This window comes from Algoriphagus boritolerans DSM 17298 = JCM 18970, from assembly GCF_900108085.1.
Lineage (GTDB): Bacteria > Bacteroidota > Bacteroidia > Cytophagales > Cyclobacteriaceae > Algoriphagus > Algoriphagus boritolerans.
Genome location: NZ_FNVR01000028.1, coordinates 20,671 through 33,460 on the forward strand (window position 1 = coordinate 20,671; position 12,790 = coordinate 33,460).

Consider the following 12,790-nt stretch of genomic DNA (forward strand, 5'->3'; position numbering starts at 1 on the left):
GTTTTATTCAACCCAAAATAAGATTCAATGAGTAATCGATTCTTCAAAACGATAGTTGGTGGCACCAATGAATATGAGCGTACCCCTGTTCCAGCGGCCAGTCTCAAAGGGGGGAAAAGCTTTCTTGGAATGTATGCCGGGGAACATACCGCAGGAACCGAGTTTGTAATTGGTCCCTTGTTCGTGGCTCACGGCGTAACTGCCGGAGATCTGGTTTTGGGACTGTTAATCGGTAATTTGCTTGCTGTGCTGAGTTGGGGATTAATTACCGGTCCCATTGCTGCTTCCAAACGGCTGACATTATACTATCAATTAGAGCGAATTGCGGGAAAAAATCTCGTCCGTTGGTACAATCTGGTCAACGCGCTGATGTTTTGTTTTTTGGCAGGATCAATGATCGCAGTGTCCGCCACTGCAGTGGGAATTCCATTTAATCTGGAAATGCCAACGTTGACAGATTGGTTGCCAAGAACCCCAGGTTGGATTTTGACAGTTTTAGTAATGGGTGCGGTGATTACTTTGGTGGCAATTCAGGGATATAATCAAGTTTCCAAGTTTGCAAATATCATGTCACCTTGGATGATTTTGATTTTCATTGCAGCGGCCATCGTGGGCTTGGCCCAACTTGGAGTAGGGTCATTTGAAAGCTTGATCGCCACTGCTCAGGAGGTGATTTGGAATGGAGTTCCGCTGGCAGGAATGTCCAAATTCACGGTTTGGCACATCATCTTTTTTGCCTGGTTTTGTAATATGGCGATGCATATCGGAATGTCGGATTTGACTATTCTGCGATATGCCAAATCATGGAATTATGGATTTTATACTTTTGTGGGAGTTTATCTGGGACATTTTGTAGCATGGATTGCCTCCGGGATCTTATATGCGGTATTTCTTCAGGCTAATTCGGGTTCTCAGGAATTCGCTCCCGGACAGATTGCCTATCAGACGCTCGGGCTTGCCGGGGCAGTGTGTGTGATCATTGCAGGCTGGACCACTGCCAATCCGACCATTTATCGGGCAGGATTAGCCCTGCAGGGGATTTTTCCGAAGGTTCCTACCTGGAAAATCACGGCGATCGTGGGTGTAATCACCAGTTTGGCAGCTTGCTTCCCGGCCCTGGTGATGAAATTGCTGGACTTTGTGGCACTTTATGGACTGCTGTTGATGCCGATGGGAGCCGTGATTTTTGCAGATTTTTACTTTTCCAAAAAGCTGGGCTTTCGATCCGAAGGTGCTCTCAGCTCCAATTCAAATTTCAGTCTTCCGGCTTTGTTGAGTTGGGTGCTGACTCTGGGCTTTTGCCTCGCTTTGAATTATTTCTACGGAATAGAAATCTTCTTTCTTGGCCTTCCCGGCTGGTTTGTGGCAGTTGCCTTATTTATCGTGCTTTCCAAAATGAAATACCCACTAGCTAAATCATTTGCCGTATGAAGACTATTTTGAAATTTGGTTCACTCTTGGGTTTACTATTAACTATTTATCCTCCGGTGATGTACTTTATGGGGGATGTGGACCTTGATCGGATGAAATGGGCAATGGGAATCGGCATGTTGCTTTGGTTTGTGACTGCGCCGTTTTGGATCAATAGATCAGTAAACAATGGACAATGACCAATTATCAATGCTCAATTACCAAGGATTTGGATCGCCTTGAAAATTGAACATTGAATTTGGTAATTGCTTATTCAACCAATATCTCAATAACCAATAAGTTCAAAACAACCCTCTCATGTCCTCCTCTTTTCACCAAAAATCACTCGACCTACTTTCCGAACAATTTGGGTCGAAAGGAATACATATTGACTCCCTGCTTTCCAAAATTGCTGCTTTTCAGATTGCAGTTCCATCTTGGGCTTTGGGTGCTGGAGGGACGAGATTTGGGAGGTTTTCGATCGGAGGTGAACCCAGAAACTTGGAGGAAAAGCTGGAAGACATCGGGCTACTGGCCAAGTTGACTAAGCGAACTGATGCGGTTTCGCTTCACATTCCCTGGGATATTCCGCAGGATGTACAGGCGATCAAGCAAAAGGCGACAAGTCTAGGGATTGGCTTTGATGCAATGAACAGCAATACTTTTCAGGACTACGGTCAGCGGCATTCTTATAAGATGGGTTCGCTGAGTAATGCCAACGCCACCATCCGAAAGCAGGCGATAGAACATAATCTTCAGGTGATTGAGATCGGGAAAAGCTTGGGTAGTAAAGGTCTAACCGTTTGGCTGGCAGATGGGAGTAATTTTCCGGGACAGGCGCATTTCCGAAAAGCTTTGCAAGGAACAACGGAATCGCTTCAGGAGATTTACGCAGGAATGCCTGCCGATTGGAAGCTTTTGTTGGAGTATAAGCCGTATGAACCCAATTTCTACCATACCGTGATCCCGGATTGGGGCACTTCGGCACTGCTTTGCCGACAGCTGGGAGATAGGGCAAAGGTGCTGGTTGATCTCGGACATCACCTTCCCAATACCAATATCGAACAGATCGTAGCGACACTGATGCATCAGAATATGCTGGCAGGGTTCCATTTCAATGACAGCAAATACGGGGATGATGACCTGAGCACGGGAAGCATCAAACCATACCAGTTGTTTTTGATATTCTGCGAACTGATCGGCGGGGCAGAGGAAAAGGCACAGGCATGGGAAAGCATTTCCTGGATGATCGATGCCAGTCACAATACCAAAGACCCTTTGGAAGATCTTATTCAGGCTTTGGAAGCTATTTCTCAGGCTTATGCAAAAGCAGTTTTAGTAGATCGTGAAAAATTGACTCAGTGCCAAAATGAAGGCGATGTAGTTGGTGCGCAGGAAGTGCTACAGGAAGCGTTTTTGACTGATGTCAGAGCTTTGGTCCGTGAAGCGAGAATTCAAAGTGGGGGAGAGGCAGATCCTTTGGCTTATTACCGAAGTGAGAAGATCAGAGAAAAGTTGATCACCAAGAGGGGTAAAAATGCACAGGCGAGTGGGTTGTAACTCACTTGTAAATCTCATAAAAATTCCCCGGAGTAATTACCTTAAAGCTTGAATTCGGGTAAGTTTCGGAAAATTCTGTGGGAAACTTGCCCGTAGCTCCTTCCGCATAGTTGAATTCGAAGCAGGTCAAGTGTCCGTCTTTTTCTTCGATATAGTCGATCTCCTTTTGGTCATAAGTTCTCCAAAAGTAAGTATTGACCAACCGACGATGGTTTTGATTAAACTTCAGCCTTTCTGAGATGCAGAAGTTTTCCCACAGCCCTTCCACATCCGCTCTGAGGTTCATTTCATTGAAGTTACGGATGACAGCATTTCGTATTCCCACGTCATAGAAGTAGATTTTTTGACTCTTTGCAAGCTCTTTTCTTAGGTTTCGACTAAAGGAATTTAGCCTGAAAATCACAAAGGATTTCTCCAAAAGTTCCAAATAACGCTTAACCGTGTGGACATTTGTTCCTGTGATTTGTGCCAGTTCATTGAGTGATGCTTCGCTACCCGTTTGAAGGGCAATTGCTGCCAAAAGCTTGAACAGCAAGTCCGGCTTTTTGAATGAGCGAAGTCAAGGGATTCGGACTTTTGAGCGGATTGGGTTAACTTCCTCTTTACCATAATCAATCCATCATGAAAAACTCCATTTGGTTATTCCTCCTTGCACTCGCTGCCTGTTCTGCTCCCAAATCTCAGGAATCCGTTAAGCAGGAAGTCATGACTATCGGCTCCGTCGAGCGACTCGATTCAGCACTAAACGCACTAATTCCTGTGGGTGCCAAAATCGAAGTCTTGGCTTCGGGTTTTGAGTGGGCGGAGGGTCCGCTTTGGTTGGAGGAGCAGCAAGCCTTGATTTTCACAGACGTGCCTACTAACAAAATCTGGAAATGGACGGAAAAAGACAGTCTATCGCTTTATTTGAGTCCTTCGGGTTACTTAGGTGATCGTACCGACAAGCGCGAACCCGGAGCGAATGGCTTGGCTTTGGATGAGGAAGGAAAGCTGATTTTGTGTCAACATGGAGAGCGACAAATCGGGAAAATGCTGGCTTCTCTTGATGCACCCAAACCTGATTTTCAATCCTTGGTCAGCGAATACGAAGGAAAGCGTTTCAATAGTCCGAATGATCTGGTCTTTCATTCTAAAGGGCAACTCTTTTTCACTGATCCTCCTTACGGTATGGATCCTTGGGATGAGAAGGAATTGGATTTTCAGGGTGTTTTTAGATTAGATACTGACGGCAAATTGAATTTGCTTATAGACTCATTAAGTCGGCCAAACGGGATTGCTTTGAGTCCCGATCAAAGTAACCTGTATATCGCGCAGTCTGATCCCGAAAAAGCGAGATACTATGCCTTTGACTTGGATGATATAGGAAATGTGATTTCAGGAAAAGTACTTTTTGATGCGACTTCGCTTCAGAGTGAAAGCAGAAAGGGGCTACCGGACGGACTAAAAGTTCATTCCAGCGGAACGCTCTTCGCAACAGGACCGGGTGGAGTTTTGGTGATTAGTCCTGACGGAAAGCATCTCGGTACCATTCTGACAGAAAATGGAACGGCAAATTGCACCTTTGATTCCGATGAAAAGTACTTGTATATGACGGCAGATGCGTTTTTGATGAGGATAGCTTTGAAGTAGGGAAGTAGGGAGGTATGGGAGTTGGGATGTTGGGATAACCCGTTGTTGGAGTCTTAGAAATTCGAAAAATTAAAAAAAGAGATTACTTGAGTCTTGCAAGTTAAAGGCGTTTAAAATGTGATTTCACATTTGAATTTTAACTTCTTAGACAAATCATTGATCGGAAGGGCGCGGTGGGAGGATTTGCCAGCGAGCCAGCGTTCGGCCCCGTGCGGTTGGAGCTTTGGCAAATCTTGACCTTTTGGTTCTTTTGGGTCAAGCCAAAAGAACGAATAAAAAAACCTTGCTTAAACAGAACATTGAGCGGTATGTAACAGGTTTAGCTGAATGGACAATTCTGTTCCAAGGCAGAATGAAATGCCAAACGTAGATATTTTCAAAACCTAATTCAATCTTTCATTGAGAGCTGTGTCTAAACCTAGATTTTCGGTAAAACCCAAGGCTTACGATACTCCGGAAAGATCAACTCATTTGCTTCTTTATTCCCGATAAACTTTCTTTTAGCATCGTCCCAAACCAAGCTTTCTGCCCCAACCCGCGCGGCGATATTTGGAATGTGCGCATGGAGCGCTGCGATTCGACCTGCCTCAGGTGGGCAGTTTGGTTCGTTTCTGGTTTTGATGCATTCCACAAAGTTGGCCACGTGGAGGTTATGCGATTCGGTCGTTCCTTCGAGTTTTTTCGCTTCAATTTTATTGGCTTCAGCTGTGGGGTCCCACTCGGGATAGATTTCATAGCCGCTTCGATTGACAACAAGAGTGCCTAAATCGCCCACATAAGCAATTCCATAAGGTTTGCCATAAGGTCCGGTTTGCAGTCCACCATTCATGTCATAGTTGATCAGGAAGTCTTTTTTGGGGAAAAGCACATTCATTGTATCAAAGGTGTCCCGATCCCGGTTCTCTTTATTCACATTGGAAGCGTAGGTCATGACATGACCCGGGGCACTTGGATTATCTTCCACCCAAATTGCCATGTCTAATAGATGAACACCCCAATCCGACATCAATCCTCCACCGTAATCCCAAAAGTGCCTCCAACTTCCGTGAAAGCGGTTCGGATTAAACTCTCGCTTGGGGGCAGGGCCTAGCCAAAAATCATAGTCCACACCAGAAGGGATAGCTGTTGCTGGTTTGAATTCATTCCCAAGTCCATAATTGAAATTTGACCAGATATTCACTTTGCGGATTTTACCGAGATAGCCGCTTTTGACCAAATCCCGGGATTCGATAAAGGCCTGTCCTGCGCGCTGCTGTTGCCCTACTTGCATGATTCTGCTGTATTTAGATGCTGCCTGCGCCATGAGATCACATTCACCGATAGAATTGGCCATGGGTTTTTCTACGTATACATCTTTTCCGGCTTGGCAGGCTGCCACAGCGATCAGGCAATGCCAATGATCTGGAGTGCCGATGATGACGGCATCGAGGTCTTTTAATTCAAGGAGTTTTCTAAAATCAGTAAATCGCTGAGGTTTCTTTCCTGTTGCTGTTCCCACTTCGGCGATTCGCTTGTCCAGGATGTTTTGATCCACATCGCAGATCGCGACACATTCCACTTCAGGAAGCGCAATATGATGGCGAAGAATTCCTAAGCCCATATTATTGCAACCGATAAGTGCCACACGGATTTTGTCGCTTGCCGCTACTTGGGATTTTGCATAGAGGATGGAAGGGGAGAGTGCCAAACTTCCGGCAAGAAATGCGGATGATTTGATGAAAGTTCTTCGGTTGGACATGGACTTTTGGGTTTAGGAATAGGGAGATCAGCTTTGAAAATAAGCTGAAGTCAGATTAAAGGGAAAGGAATGAGATTAAATTTTGAGGTTAGTCTAAAAGGAACCATAAAATTCAATTTATTGTGGATAAACCCCAAAATTTCTGTGGATAATCTGTTCTTTTACGCAATAAAACTGGGGGAAAATTGTGGGGAAAAAACTCAAAAAAAAATTGGAATCTGTCTGTAAATGAGGCAACTTTAAATCATCAAGTAAGAGATAAAAGGCCGAAAATAAGATTTCGGGCCGTTGTTTGAAAGGTTGAGATCGGGCGCAAAGGGGGATTTTTCTTCGGAGAAATTTCTGAGACGGGTAACCGCAGAAGTGCCAAAAACGATGAGCTGAGTTTGGGTTTCTCTTCGGAGTGATTCAGATTTCCGGGCATGAAGGAAAGGACAAGCAATTTACCTTTTGAGAGAGGCAACTCCAGAAATGCAAAAAACGGATTAATCAGTGCTAAAATCCTTCGGGATGATGGCGCATATCATCGGGCACAAAGGAACGACTGCTTAAACGCAGGAGTTTGAGACGGACCACCGCAGAAGTGCATTTAAGATCGGCCCAAGATGGAGTCTTCGGACAATATCAGGATACCGGGTGTGAAGGAGCTTTTCGCAAGAAAAGTTTGAGACGGGCAACCGCAGAAATACAACAAGGTATCTGAAAACTGGGACATGCTCTTCGGAGCTACTTCAGACAATCGGTTTTGACCTGGGCAACTGGGAATAGCCACAATAACTGTAGCTTGAAGTGAATTGAGGACTATGGTTTTCAAATCATTAAACGGGAAGATTTTCGCAAGAATTTCTTCCCGTTTCTGTTTTAGGTCTAATTCACCTTCATTTAGGATCACATTTTTTATCCCACTGAAACCATTCTTCCGGTGCCTTGGCTACAAATTTACCTTGGGTAAATTCTATACGATCAGGCGCGTTGGGTTCACTAGTGCCTCTATATGTTAGAATAAAAGAAAGTTGAAATTCCCCATAAATTTCCTTCTTTTTACTGTCATAATGAGTCAATTGTAGAAAATCACCAACTTTACTAGTGTCCAATTCATATCTGGAAGAAAGAGCGTCAAATGATACACTGGTGAAATATTGAGGGGCTGGTGTATTTCCATTAGTCGAGGCTAGATAATTTCTTATCAAGAAAGAAGCAGACTGCTTGTCAAAAGTTGGTTGAATGTAACCAACTGACAGGTGTTTCCATATATATTCGGTATCATCCAATCCTCTGAGATAAAATGACTGTGGAATCGTTATTCTGTTTGAATTGCATACTAAAGAGTCAGTGAGGGTAAACTTTATCGGGGATTCCCATTTAGCACCATTTAAAAAGGCTGTTATGTTCCCGTTTCCATTAAATGGGAGAAATTCAGGGTCTTGATCCTCCTTGATACATGAAAAAGAAGCAATTGCTAGAATTATTACAATAATTAACTTTTTCATAATTAGTTTTTAATAAATCGCAGATGAATAATTTCATTTAAGGAGTTCTGATAGCTGAATAAATATACTCCTTGTTTTAATTTACCGACACCAAGGGTTATTTGTCTTTCATTTTGTGATTCAATACGGATTTGAGAAGTGTCGATTGTTCCGTCTCTCTCTCCGAAAGTACTTGCCAAGGCTGGTAAAGGAAGAACTTGAAAAATGATTTCCGAAATATTTTTCATTTTATTGACCTCTTCAAAAGTTTGTTTAAAGAATATGTATATCCGCTTTCTTACCAGTAACCTTATTAACTATCGTTTGAAGTTCCATAGCACATGCTGTGGACCGTCGACCGTCGTCTGTGGACGATTAGCCGCAACTTCTAAAGCATATTTCTTAATTACTGGCAGGATTGCGGATAATCAGATTTAAGAATTTAAGATGGTTATAGTTACATTTTTTTTTTTTTTTAAAACCAAAGAATAAATTCTTTTTTTTCAAAAATTATCCTCCTCTGGATCAAAGGGTTTCAATTAATCATATTATCTGCCTACCCCAATAATTCAACTAGTCAATCAATCTAATTTTTTGGTCATTGCGCCAAGTTGATCGTTTTAAAAAAGTTCAAAGTTTTGTCGCTACAAAAAATGACTCCTGTGAGGATTTTTTTTATTGAAAAATCAATGAGGCAGGCTGGTGTTTTGGCTTGACTTTCCTAATTTCTAAAAAATTCCAAGACCATGTCTGTTCGCTTCCTTATAATTCTAATTCTTTTTGGGTGTTTTTCCTGTGAAAATGCAGAAGAAAAAACGACTGATTTACCTCCCAATGTCATCCTTATCCTCGCAGATGATTTGGGATACGGGGATGTGGGTTTTCTTGGTCAGCAGTACACGGAGACTCCAAATATTGATCAGCTAGCCACAGATGGAATGTTTTTCTCACATCATTATGCGGGTTCGACCGTTTGTGCCCCTTCACGCTCTGTGCTACTCACTGGATTACATACCGGGCATACTCCGATTCGGGGCAATAGCGAAGTTCAGCCCGAAGGCCAATTTCCGCTGACAGATACACTGATGACGCTGAGTAAAGTGTTTCAGGAAGCGGGTTATGTTACCGGAGCTTTTGGCAAATGGGGCTTGGGAATGAATGAAACTTCCGGTGATCCGTTGAACCAGGGGTTTGATCAGTTCTTTGGCTACTTATGCCAGCGCTATGCCCACCGTTACTATCCCGCATATCTATGGGAAAATGGTCAAAAAGTAAACCTGCCCGGTAATGACTGGATAAACAAAGTGACCTATGCTCCGGATGTGATTCAGGAGAAAACCTTGGAGTTCATTGATCAGAATCAGTCCAAGCCCTTCTTTCTATTTATGCCCATCGTGATGCCGCATGCGGAACTGGCCGCGCCGGATGATGAGATCTTTCAGAAATATCGAAGTAAGTTTGGTGATGAAATCCCGTACCTAGGCTCCAAGGGAGCCGATTATGGTCCGGAAATGAATATTCCCGCCTACCAATCCCAACCTTTTCCTCATGCTACCCATGCCGCTATGGTGGAGCGAATTGATCGGTTTGTGGGAGAGGTAGTTGCCAAATTGGAAGGGTTGGGACTGAGCGAGAATACGTTGATCATTTTCATCTCGGACAACGGTCCGCATCGGGAAGGAGGAGCCGATCCTGACTTTTTTGACAGCAATGGGATTTTCCGTGGGTACAAACGCGATCTTTACGAAGGAGGGATTCGGGTTCCTACGATTGTCAAATGGCCGGGAAAAGTTAATGCAGGCAGCACATCAAACCATGTTTCTGCTTTCTGGGACTGGTTACCGACTTTTTCGGAATTAATCGGAAAAGATGCTCCTACTCAAATTGATGGAATTTCTATGTTGCCGACGATCTTGGGAAAAGGTGAACAGAAAGTGCATGATCATCTGTACTGGGAATTCCATGAATTAGGCGGAAGACAAGCGGTGCAAAAAGATGGATGGAAATTGGTAAAATATCAGATAAAAGATCCTGAGAAAACGACAACTGAACTCTATAATCTAACCTCAGATCCCGGAGAAACTCAAAATCTTTCGACAGAATATCCTGAAAAGGTGGCGGAATTTGAGGAGTTGATCAGGAAAGCACATCGGCCTAATCCGGTATTTAGGCTTTTCCAAGAATAACTTCAAAATTAATCTTTAAGAAGTACTCTTTGTCTGGTCAATTATAGATCTGATTTGTTGTTCAAGTCTCGGGATTATATGATCAATCACAGCCCAGACTGCCCAGAGGTCCACTCCGATATAATCATGAATCAACTTGTCCCTCATGCCTGCTATCTTCTTCCACTCAATTTCAGGATACTTTTGACGGAATTCAGTATTAAGCTTTTTTGTCGCTTCTCCTATTATTTCGAGGTTTCGAATTACAGCATCCTGAACCAACGGGTTTTTCAGGAAATCATCTTCTTTCAAGTTTACTGTGTAGGTCAAGATCCTTCGAATACATGCTAAAATATGTTCCAAATAGATGTTTGGATCTTTTTTCATCTCACAAAATTCGGATCAGATCAGAGTCAATATAACGTTTTAGCGAAGGGTGAACAGATTTTAAAGTGATCAAATCAACTTTAAGCCCTAGTAAATCAGTCAGTTCCTGTTCAAGACCTATCAATTCCAGTAAATTGATAGTTTTATCAAAATCAATTAAAATATCTAAATCGGAGGACTCATTCTGTTCCCCACGCGCGTAGGAACCAAAAATTCCAATCAGAGTCGGCTGAAACTTTTGGATGGTTTTTTTAATAATATTTTTTTGATTTTGTGAGATTGCCATTTTTGTCATCCTTTATAAAGATTCGATTAAATTAGAAAAAATACTCCTTAAACTAAAAAACGGGGATCCAGGGACCCCCGTTTTACTTACCCAATCATTTTACTTATTACCCTATAAGTAGGAGGAAATTACAATTCCCATTTGACCACACTATCCTTCTCTGACCTGCTCGAAGCTTACCTCCAATCAAGTAAAACAATAGCCCAGTTTTGGGTGGTATCATCAAACTCGTGGATCACTTTAAATCCAACCCGTTGATGGGCTTTGAGTGACCGAAAGTTGGAAAGCGCAATTTCCGTTACAGCAAAATCATATCGGCTGGCAAATGTGCTTCGGTAGAGTTCGTACATTTTGTCAAAAATCCCCTGGCCCCGATAACTTTTGTCAATGCAAATCTGTCCGATTACCAGGTAGTCGTAGTCTGACAGAAGTTTTTCCCCAAAATTCAAGCGATCAAACTGCTCAAACATCGGAATCAAGACCGGTACCAAATCTCTAGATTCCTTAGTCATCGCAAGGATATATCCGATTACTTTTTCCCCGTCTTTGGTTATGACATGCGGTTCGAGGGAATGCATCAGCTTCAATTGATCCAAGCTGTGCCGAACAGTCACAAAACCTTGCTCTGCCTTTTCCTCTTCGGAAATCTCACTGAGAAGATTTACCTTTTGAAGATCGAGAATTCCCCGAAGCTCGGCTTCGGTCTCTGTCCATTTGAAGTGAATTGCCATAAAAAATAGTGGGGATTTTTGGTGCCGAAAATACCGGAATTTTTTATTGAAAAACTTCCAATCGACCATTTATCCCAGGACCGGGTGAATGATTTTGAAATTGATTAGTTTTAGGAAACCCAACATAATAAATCGATGAAGTTCAACAAGTATTATTTCGGTCTTTGGCTGGTGCTTTTCGCACTTTTTGCTTATTGGCAATTCAATGATCCTGATCCTGAAGTCTGGGTGAGCATCTATGCCGTAGCCATGATTTTTTGCTTATTTGGGATTCGTGGCATTTTCCCAAAAATTCCATTGACCTTCGTCGTTGTCTTATGTGTTCTGGGAGCCTTTTACATGTTCCCGGGTGGAGTAGGGGATTGGATAGCTGATGAAATTGCCCAAAAGGATCTCACCATGAAAACCCCACAGATGGAGGAGAATCGGGAGACGTTCGGGCTTTTGACCATTGCTTTGGCTTTGAGTCCGGCGTTGTATAAAGCTTGGAAGTAAAATATCTAACCTTTGAGGTTTTAAAAACCTCGAAGGTTTAATCAAATAAAACAAGATATAGCTTTTGTTAAAGCTCAAAAAATTAAATGTTTAAAGATCTATGAGTTTTTTTCAACCTTATTTCAACCCTATTTCTATTGTATTTCACTTCTAATCAAACCCATTAACCTAATGAAAAAACTAAGCTCACTTATCTTGGCAATGCTGATCTCAGCTAGTCTAGTTGCCCAGCAAGGTATCAAATCCAAGTATTTCGAAATGCGGACCTATACTGCGGCTGAAGGTAAAATGCCTGATTTAATTAAGCGATTTCAGGATCACACCTTAAAACTGTTCAAGAAAAACGGAATCGAAAACGTTGCCTATTTTATAAATGAAGAACATCCGGATCATCAATTGACATTCATACTGGGTTATCCGGATGAGGCATCCCGTGATGTGCTTTGGAATAAATTTGCGAATGATCCAAAGTGGATCACCGCCAAAAATGCCTCAGAAGCTAATGGGCCTTTGGTTCAAAAGGTGGATCAAACTTTTATGGTTTGGGCCAATAACCTGAACGATCATAAAAAACCTAAAAAAAGCGCCATATTTCAAATGCGGACTTACCACTGCTTGCCTGGAAGAATCGAAAACATCCAAACCCGATTCCGTGACCATACCCGGGAGCTATTTGCCAGGCAAGGTCTGAGAAACTACCCGTACTGGTTGACAGTGGAAAAGGACGGTGCCCAGCCCAAGTTGGTCTACATCCTGGGTCATAATTCCAAGGAAGCTTACAATGATGCCTTCAAGCGATTTGTCGCTGATCCGGATTGGATCCAAGCACGTGATGCTTCGGAGGCCGATGGTAAAATCGTGGAGAAGATCGACGCGGTATTTTACAAGGCTTTGCCTTTTTCCCCGATGAAGTAAGAGGT

The 12,790-nt window shown here is 42.8% G+C and carries 14 protein-coding genes; 7 read left to right on the top strand and 7 right to left on the bottom strand.

Annotated features, from left to right (window positions below):
* Window positions 1-27 precede the first annotated feature (27 nt).
* From C4S61_RS17745 to C4S61_RS17755, 3 genes are all read left to right on the top strand, one after another.
* Window positions 28-1,431, top strand: coding sequence for a purine-cytosine permease family protein (locus C4S61_RS17745; protein WP_103926139.1), 1,404 nt, complete (start codon window positions 28-30; stop codon window positions 1,429-1,431).
* Window positions 1,428-1,610, top strand: a complete 183-nt coding sequence (locus tag C4S61_RS17750) for a hypothetical protein (RefSeq protein WP_103926140.1) — start codon at window positions 1,428-1,430, stop codon at window positions 1,608-1,610. Before C4S61_RS17745 ends, C4S61_RS17750 begins: the two co-directional genes overlap by 4 nt.
* A 118-nt stretch (window positions 1,611-1,728) precedes the next feature.
* Window positions 1,729-2,970: a TIM barrel protein gene (locus C4S61_RS17755; RefSeq protein WP_103926141.1), complete on the top strand. Its 1,242-nt coding sequence runs from the start codon at window positions 1,729-1,731 to the stop codon at window positions 2,968-2,970.
* 1 nt (window position 2,971) lies between these two features.
* Here the strand turns inward: C4S61_RS17755 and C4S61_RS17760 are convergent, their stop codons facing one another.
* Entirely contained in the window at window positions 2,972-3,505 is a 534-nt protein-coding gene (locus C4S61_RS17760; protein ID WP_103926142.1) for a DUF4143 domain-containing protein, read from the bottom strand.
* A gap of 86 nt (window positions 3,506-3,591) precedes the next feature.
* Here C4S61_RS17760 and C4S61_RS17765 point away from each other — a divergent pair, with 86 nt between their 5' ends.
* Window positions 3,592-4,599: an SMP-30/gluconolactonase/LRE family protein gene (locus tag C4S61_RS17765; RefSeq protein ID WP_103926143.1), complete on the top strand. Its 1,008-nt coding sequence runs from the start codon at window positions 3,592-3,594 to the stop codon at window positions 4,597-4,599.
* Between the two features lie 418 nt (window positions 4,600-5,017).
* Here the strand turns inward: C4S61_RS17765 and C4S61_RS17770 are convergent, their stop codons facing one another.
* The 3 genes from C4S61_RS17770 to C4S61_RS17785 all read right to left on the bottom strand — a co-directional run bounded on the left by C4S61_RS17770 (window position 5,018) and on the right by C4S61_RS17785 (window position 8,054).
* Window positions 5,018-6,337, bottom strand: coding sequence for a Gfo/Idh/MocA family protein (locus C4S61_RS17770; protein WP_103926144.1), 1,320 nt, complete (start codon window positions 6,335-6,337; stop codon window positions 5,018-5,020).
* Window positions 6,338-7,215: 878 nt separating this feature from the next.
* Complete coding sequence (locus tag C4S61_RS17780; protein WP_103926146.1) at window positions 7,216-7,827, bottom strand: hypothetical protein; 612 nt, start codon at window positions 7,825-7,827, stop codon at window positions 7,216-7,218.
* A gap of 2 nt (window positions 7,828-7,829) precedes the next feature.
* Window positions 7,830-8,054 (bottom strand): hypothetical protein, encoded by a 225-nt coding sequence (locus C4S61_RS17785; RefSeq protein WP_103926147.1) that lies wholly within the window; start codon window positions 8,052-8,054, stop codon window positions 7,830-7,832.
* A gap of 498 nt (window positions 8,055-8,552) precedes the next feature.
* On the opposite strand from C4S61_RS17785, the gene C4S61_RS17790 reads away from it, so the two are divergent.
* Window positions 8,553-9,992 (top strand): arylsulfatase, encoded by a 1,440-nt coding sequence (locus C4S61_RS17790; protein WP_103926148.1) that lies wholly within the window; start codon window positions 8,553-8,555, stop codon window positions 9,990-9,992.
* 15 nt (window positions 9,993-10,007) lie between these two features.
* Here the strand turns inward: C4S61_RS17790 and C4S61_RS17795 are convergent, their stop codons facing one another.
* The 3 genes from C4S61_RS17795 to C4S61_RS17805 form a co-directional block, all read right to left on the bottom strand.
* Window positions 10,008-10,358: a HepT-like ribonuclease domain-containing protein gene (locus tag C4S61_RS17795; protein WP_103926149.1), complete on the bottom strand. Its 351-nt coding sequence runs from the start codon at window positions 10,356-10,358 to the stop codon at window positions 10,008-10,010.
* 1 nt (window position 10,359) lies between these two features.
* Window positions 10,360-10,644 carry a nucleotidyltransferase family protein gene (locus C4S61_RS17800; protein ID WP_200820616.1) on the bottom strand — a complete coding sequence of 95 codons (285 nt, stop codon included), beginning with the start codon at window positions 10,642-10,644 and terminating at the stop codon, window positions 10,360-10,362.
* Between the two features lie 176 nt (window positions 10,645-10,820).
* On the bottom strand, window positions 10,821-11,375 hold the full coding sequence (locus C4S61_RS17805; RefSeq protein WP_103926171.1) for a GNAT family N-acetyltransferase: 555 nt from the start codon (window positions 11,373-11,375) through the stop codon (window positions 10,821-10,823).
* Window positions 11,376-11,510: 135 nt separating this feature from the next.
* On the opposite strand from C4S61_RS17805, the gene C4S61_RS17810 reads away from it, so the two are divergent.
* Both C4S61_RS17810 and C4S61_RS17815 read left to right on the top strand, forming a co-directional pair.
* A complete protein-coding gene (locus C4S61_RS17810) occupies window positions 11,511-11,870 on the top strand; it encodes a transmembrane 220 family protein (protein ID WP_103926151.1) in 360 nt (119 codons plus the stop codon).
* 171 nt (window positions 11,871-12,041) lie between these two features.
* Entirely contained in the window at window positions 12,042-12,785 is a 744-nt protein-coding gene (locus C4S61_RS17815) for an NIPSNAP family protein (RefSeq protein ID WP_103926152.1), read from the top strand.
* Window positions 12,786-12,790: the final 5 nt, after the last annotated feature.

Bases quoted from the DNA above. Each gene is read 5' to 3' on its own strand.
- C4S61_RS17745 (WP_103926139.1), top strand. From the start codon at position 28: ATGAGTAATCGATTCTTCAAAACGATAGTTGGTGGCACCAATGAATAT.
- C4S61_RS17750 (WP_103926140.1), top strand. From the start codon at position 1,428: ATGAAGACTATTTTGAAATTTGGTTCACTCTTGGGTTTACTATTAACT.
- C4S61_RS17755 (WP_103926141.1), top strand. From the start codon at position 1,729: ATGTCCTCCTCTTTTCACCAAAAATCACTCGACCTACTTTCCGAACAA.
- C4S61_RS17765 (WP_103926143.1), top strand. From the start codon at position 3,592: ATGAAAAACTCCATTTGGTTATTCCTCCTTGCACTCGCTGCCTGTTCT.
- C4S61_RS17770 (WP_103926144.1), bottom strand. From the start codon at position 6,337: ATGTCCAACCGAAGAACTTTCATCAAATCATCCGCATTTCTTGCCGGA.
- C4S61_RS17780 (WP_103926146.1), bottom strand. From the start codon at position 7,827: ATGAAAAAGTTAATTATTGTAATAATTCTAGCAATTGCTTCTTTTTCA.
- C4S61_RS17785 (WP_103926147.1), bottom strand. From the start codon at position 8,054: ATGAAAAATATTTCGGAAATCATTTTTCAAGTTCTTCCTTTACCAGCC.
- C4S61_RS17790 (WP_103926148.1), top strand. From the start codon at position 8,553: ATGTCTGTTCGCTTCCTTATAATTCTAATTCTTTTTGGGTGTTTTTCC.
- C4S61_RS17795 (WP_103926149.1), bottom strand. From the start codon at position 10,358: ATGAAAAAAGATCCAAACATCTATTTGGAACATATTTTAGCATGTATT.
- C4S61_RS17800 (WP_200820616.1), bottom strand. From the start codon at position 10,644: ATGGCAATCTCACAAAATCAAAAAAATATTATTAAAAAAACCATCCAA.
- C4S61_RS17805 (WP_103926171.1), bottom strand. From the start codon at position 11,375: ATGGCAATTCACTTCAAATGGACAGAGACCGAAGCCGAGCTTCGGGGA.
- C4S61_RS17810 (WP_103926151.1), top strand. From the start codon at position 11,511: ATGAAGTTCAACAAGTATTATTTCGGTCTTTGGCTGGTGCTTTTCGCA.
- C4S61_RS17815 (WP_103926152.1), top strand. From the start codon at position 12,042: ATGAAAAAACTAAGCTCACTTATCTTGGCAATGCTGATCTCAGCTAGT.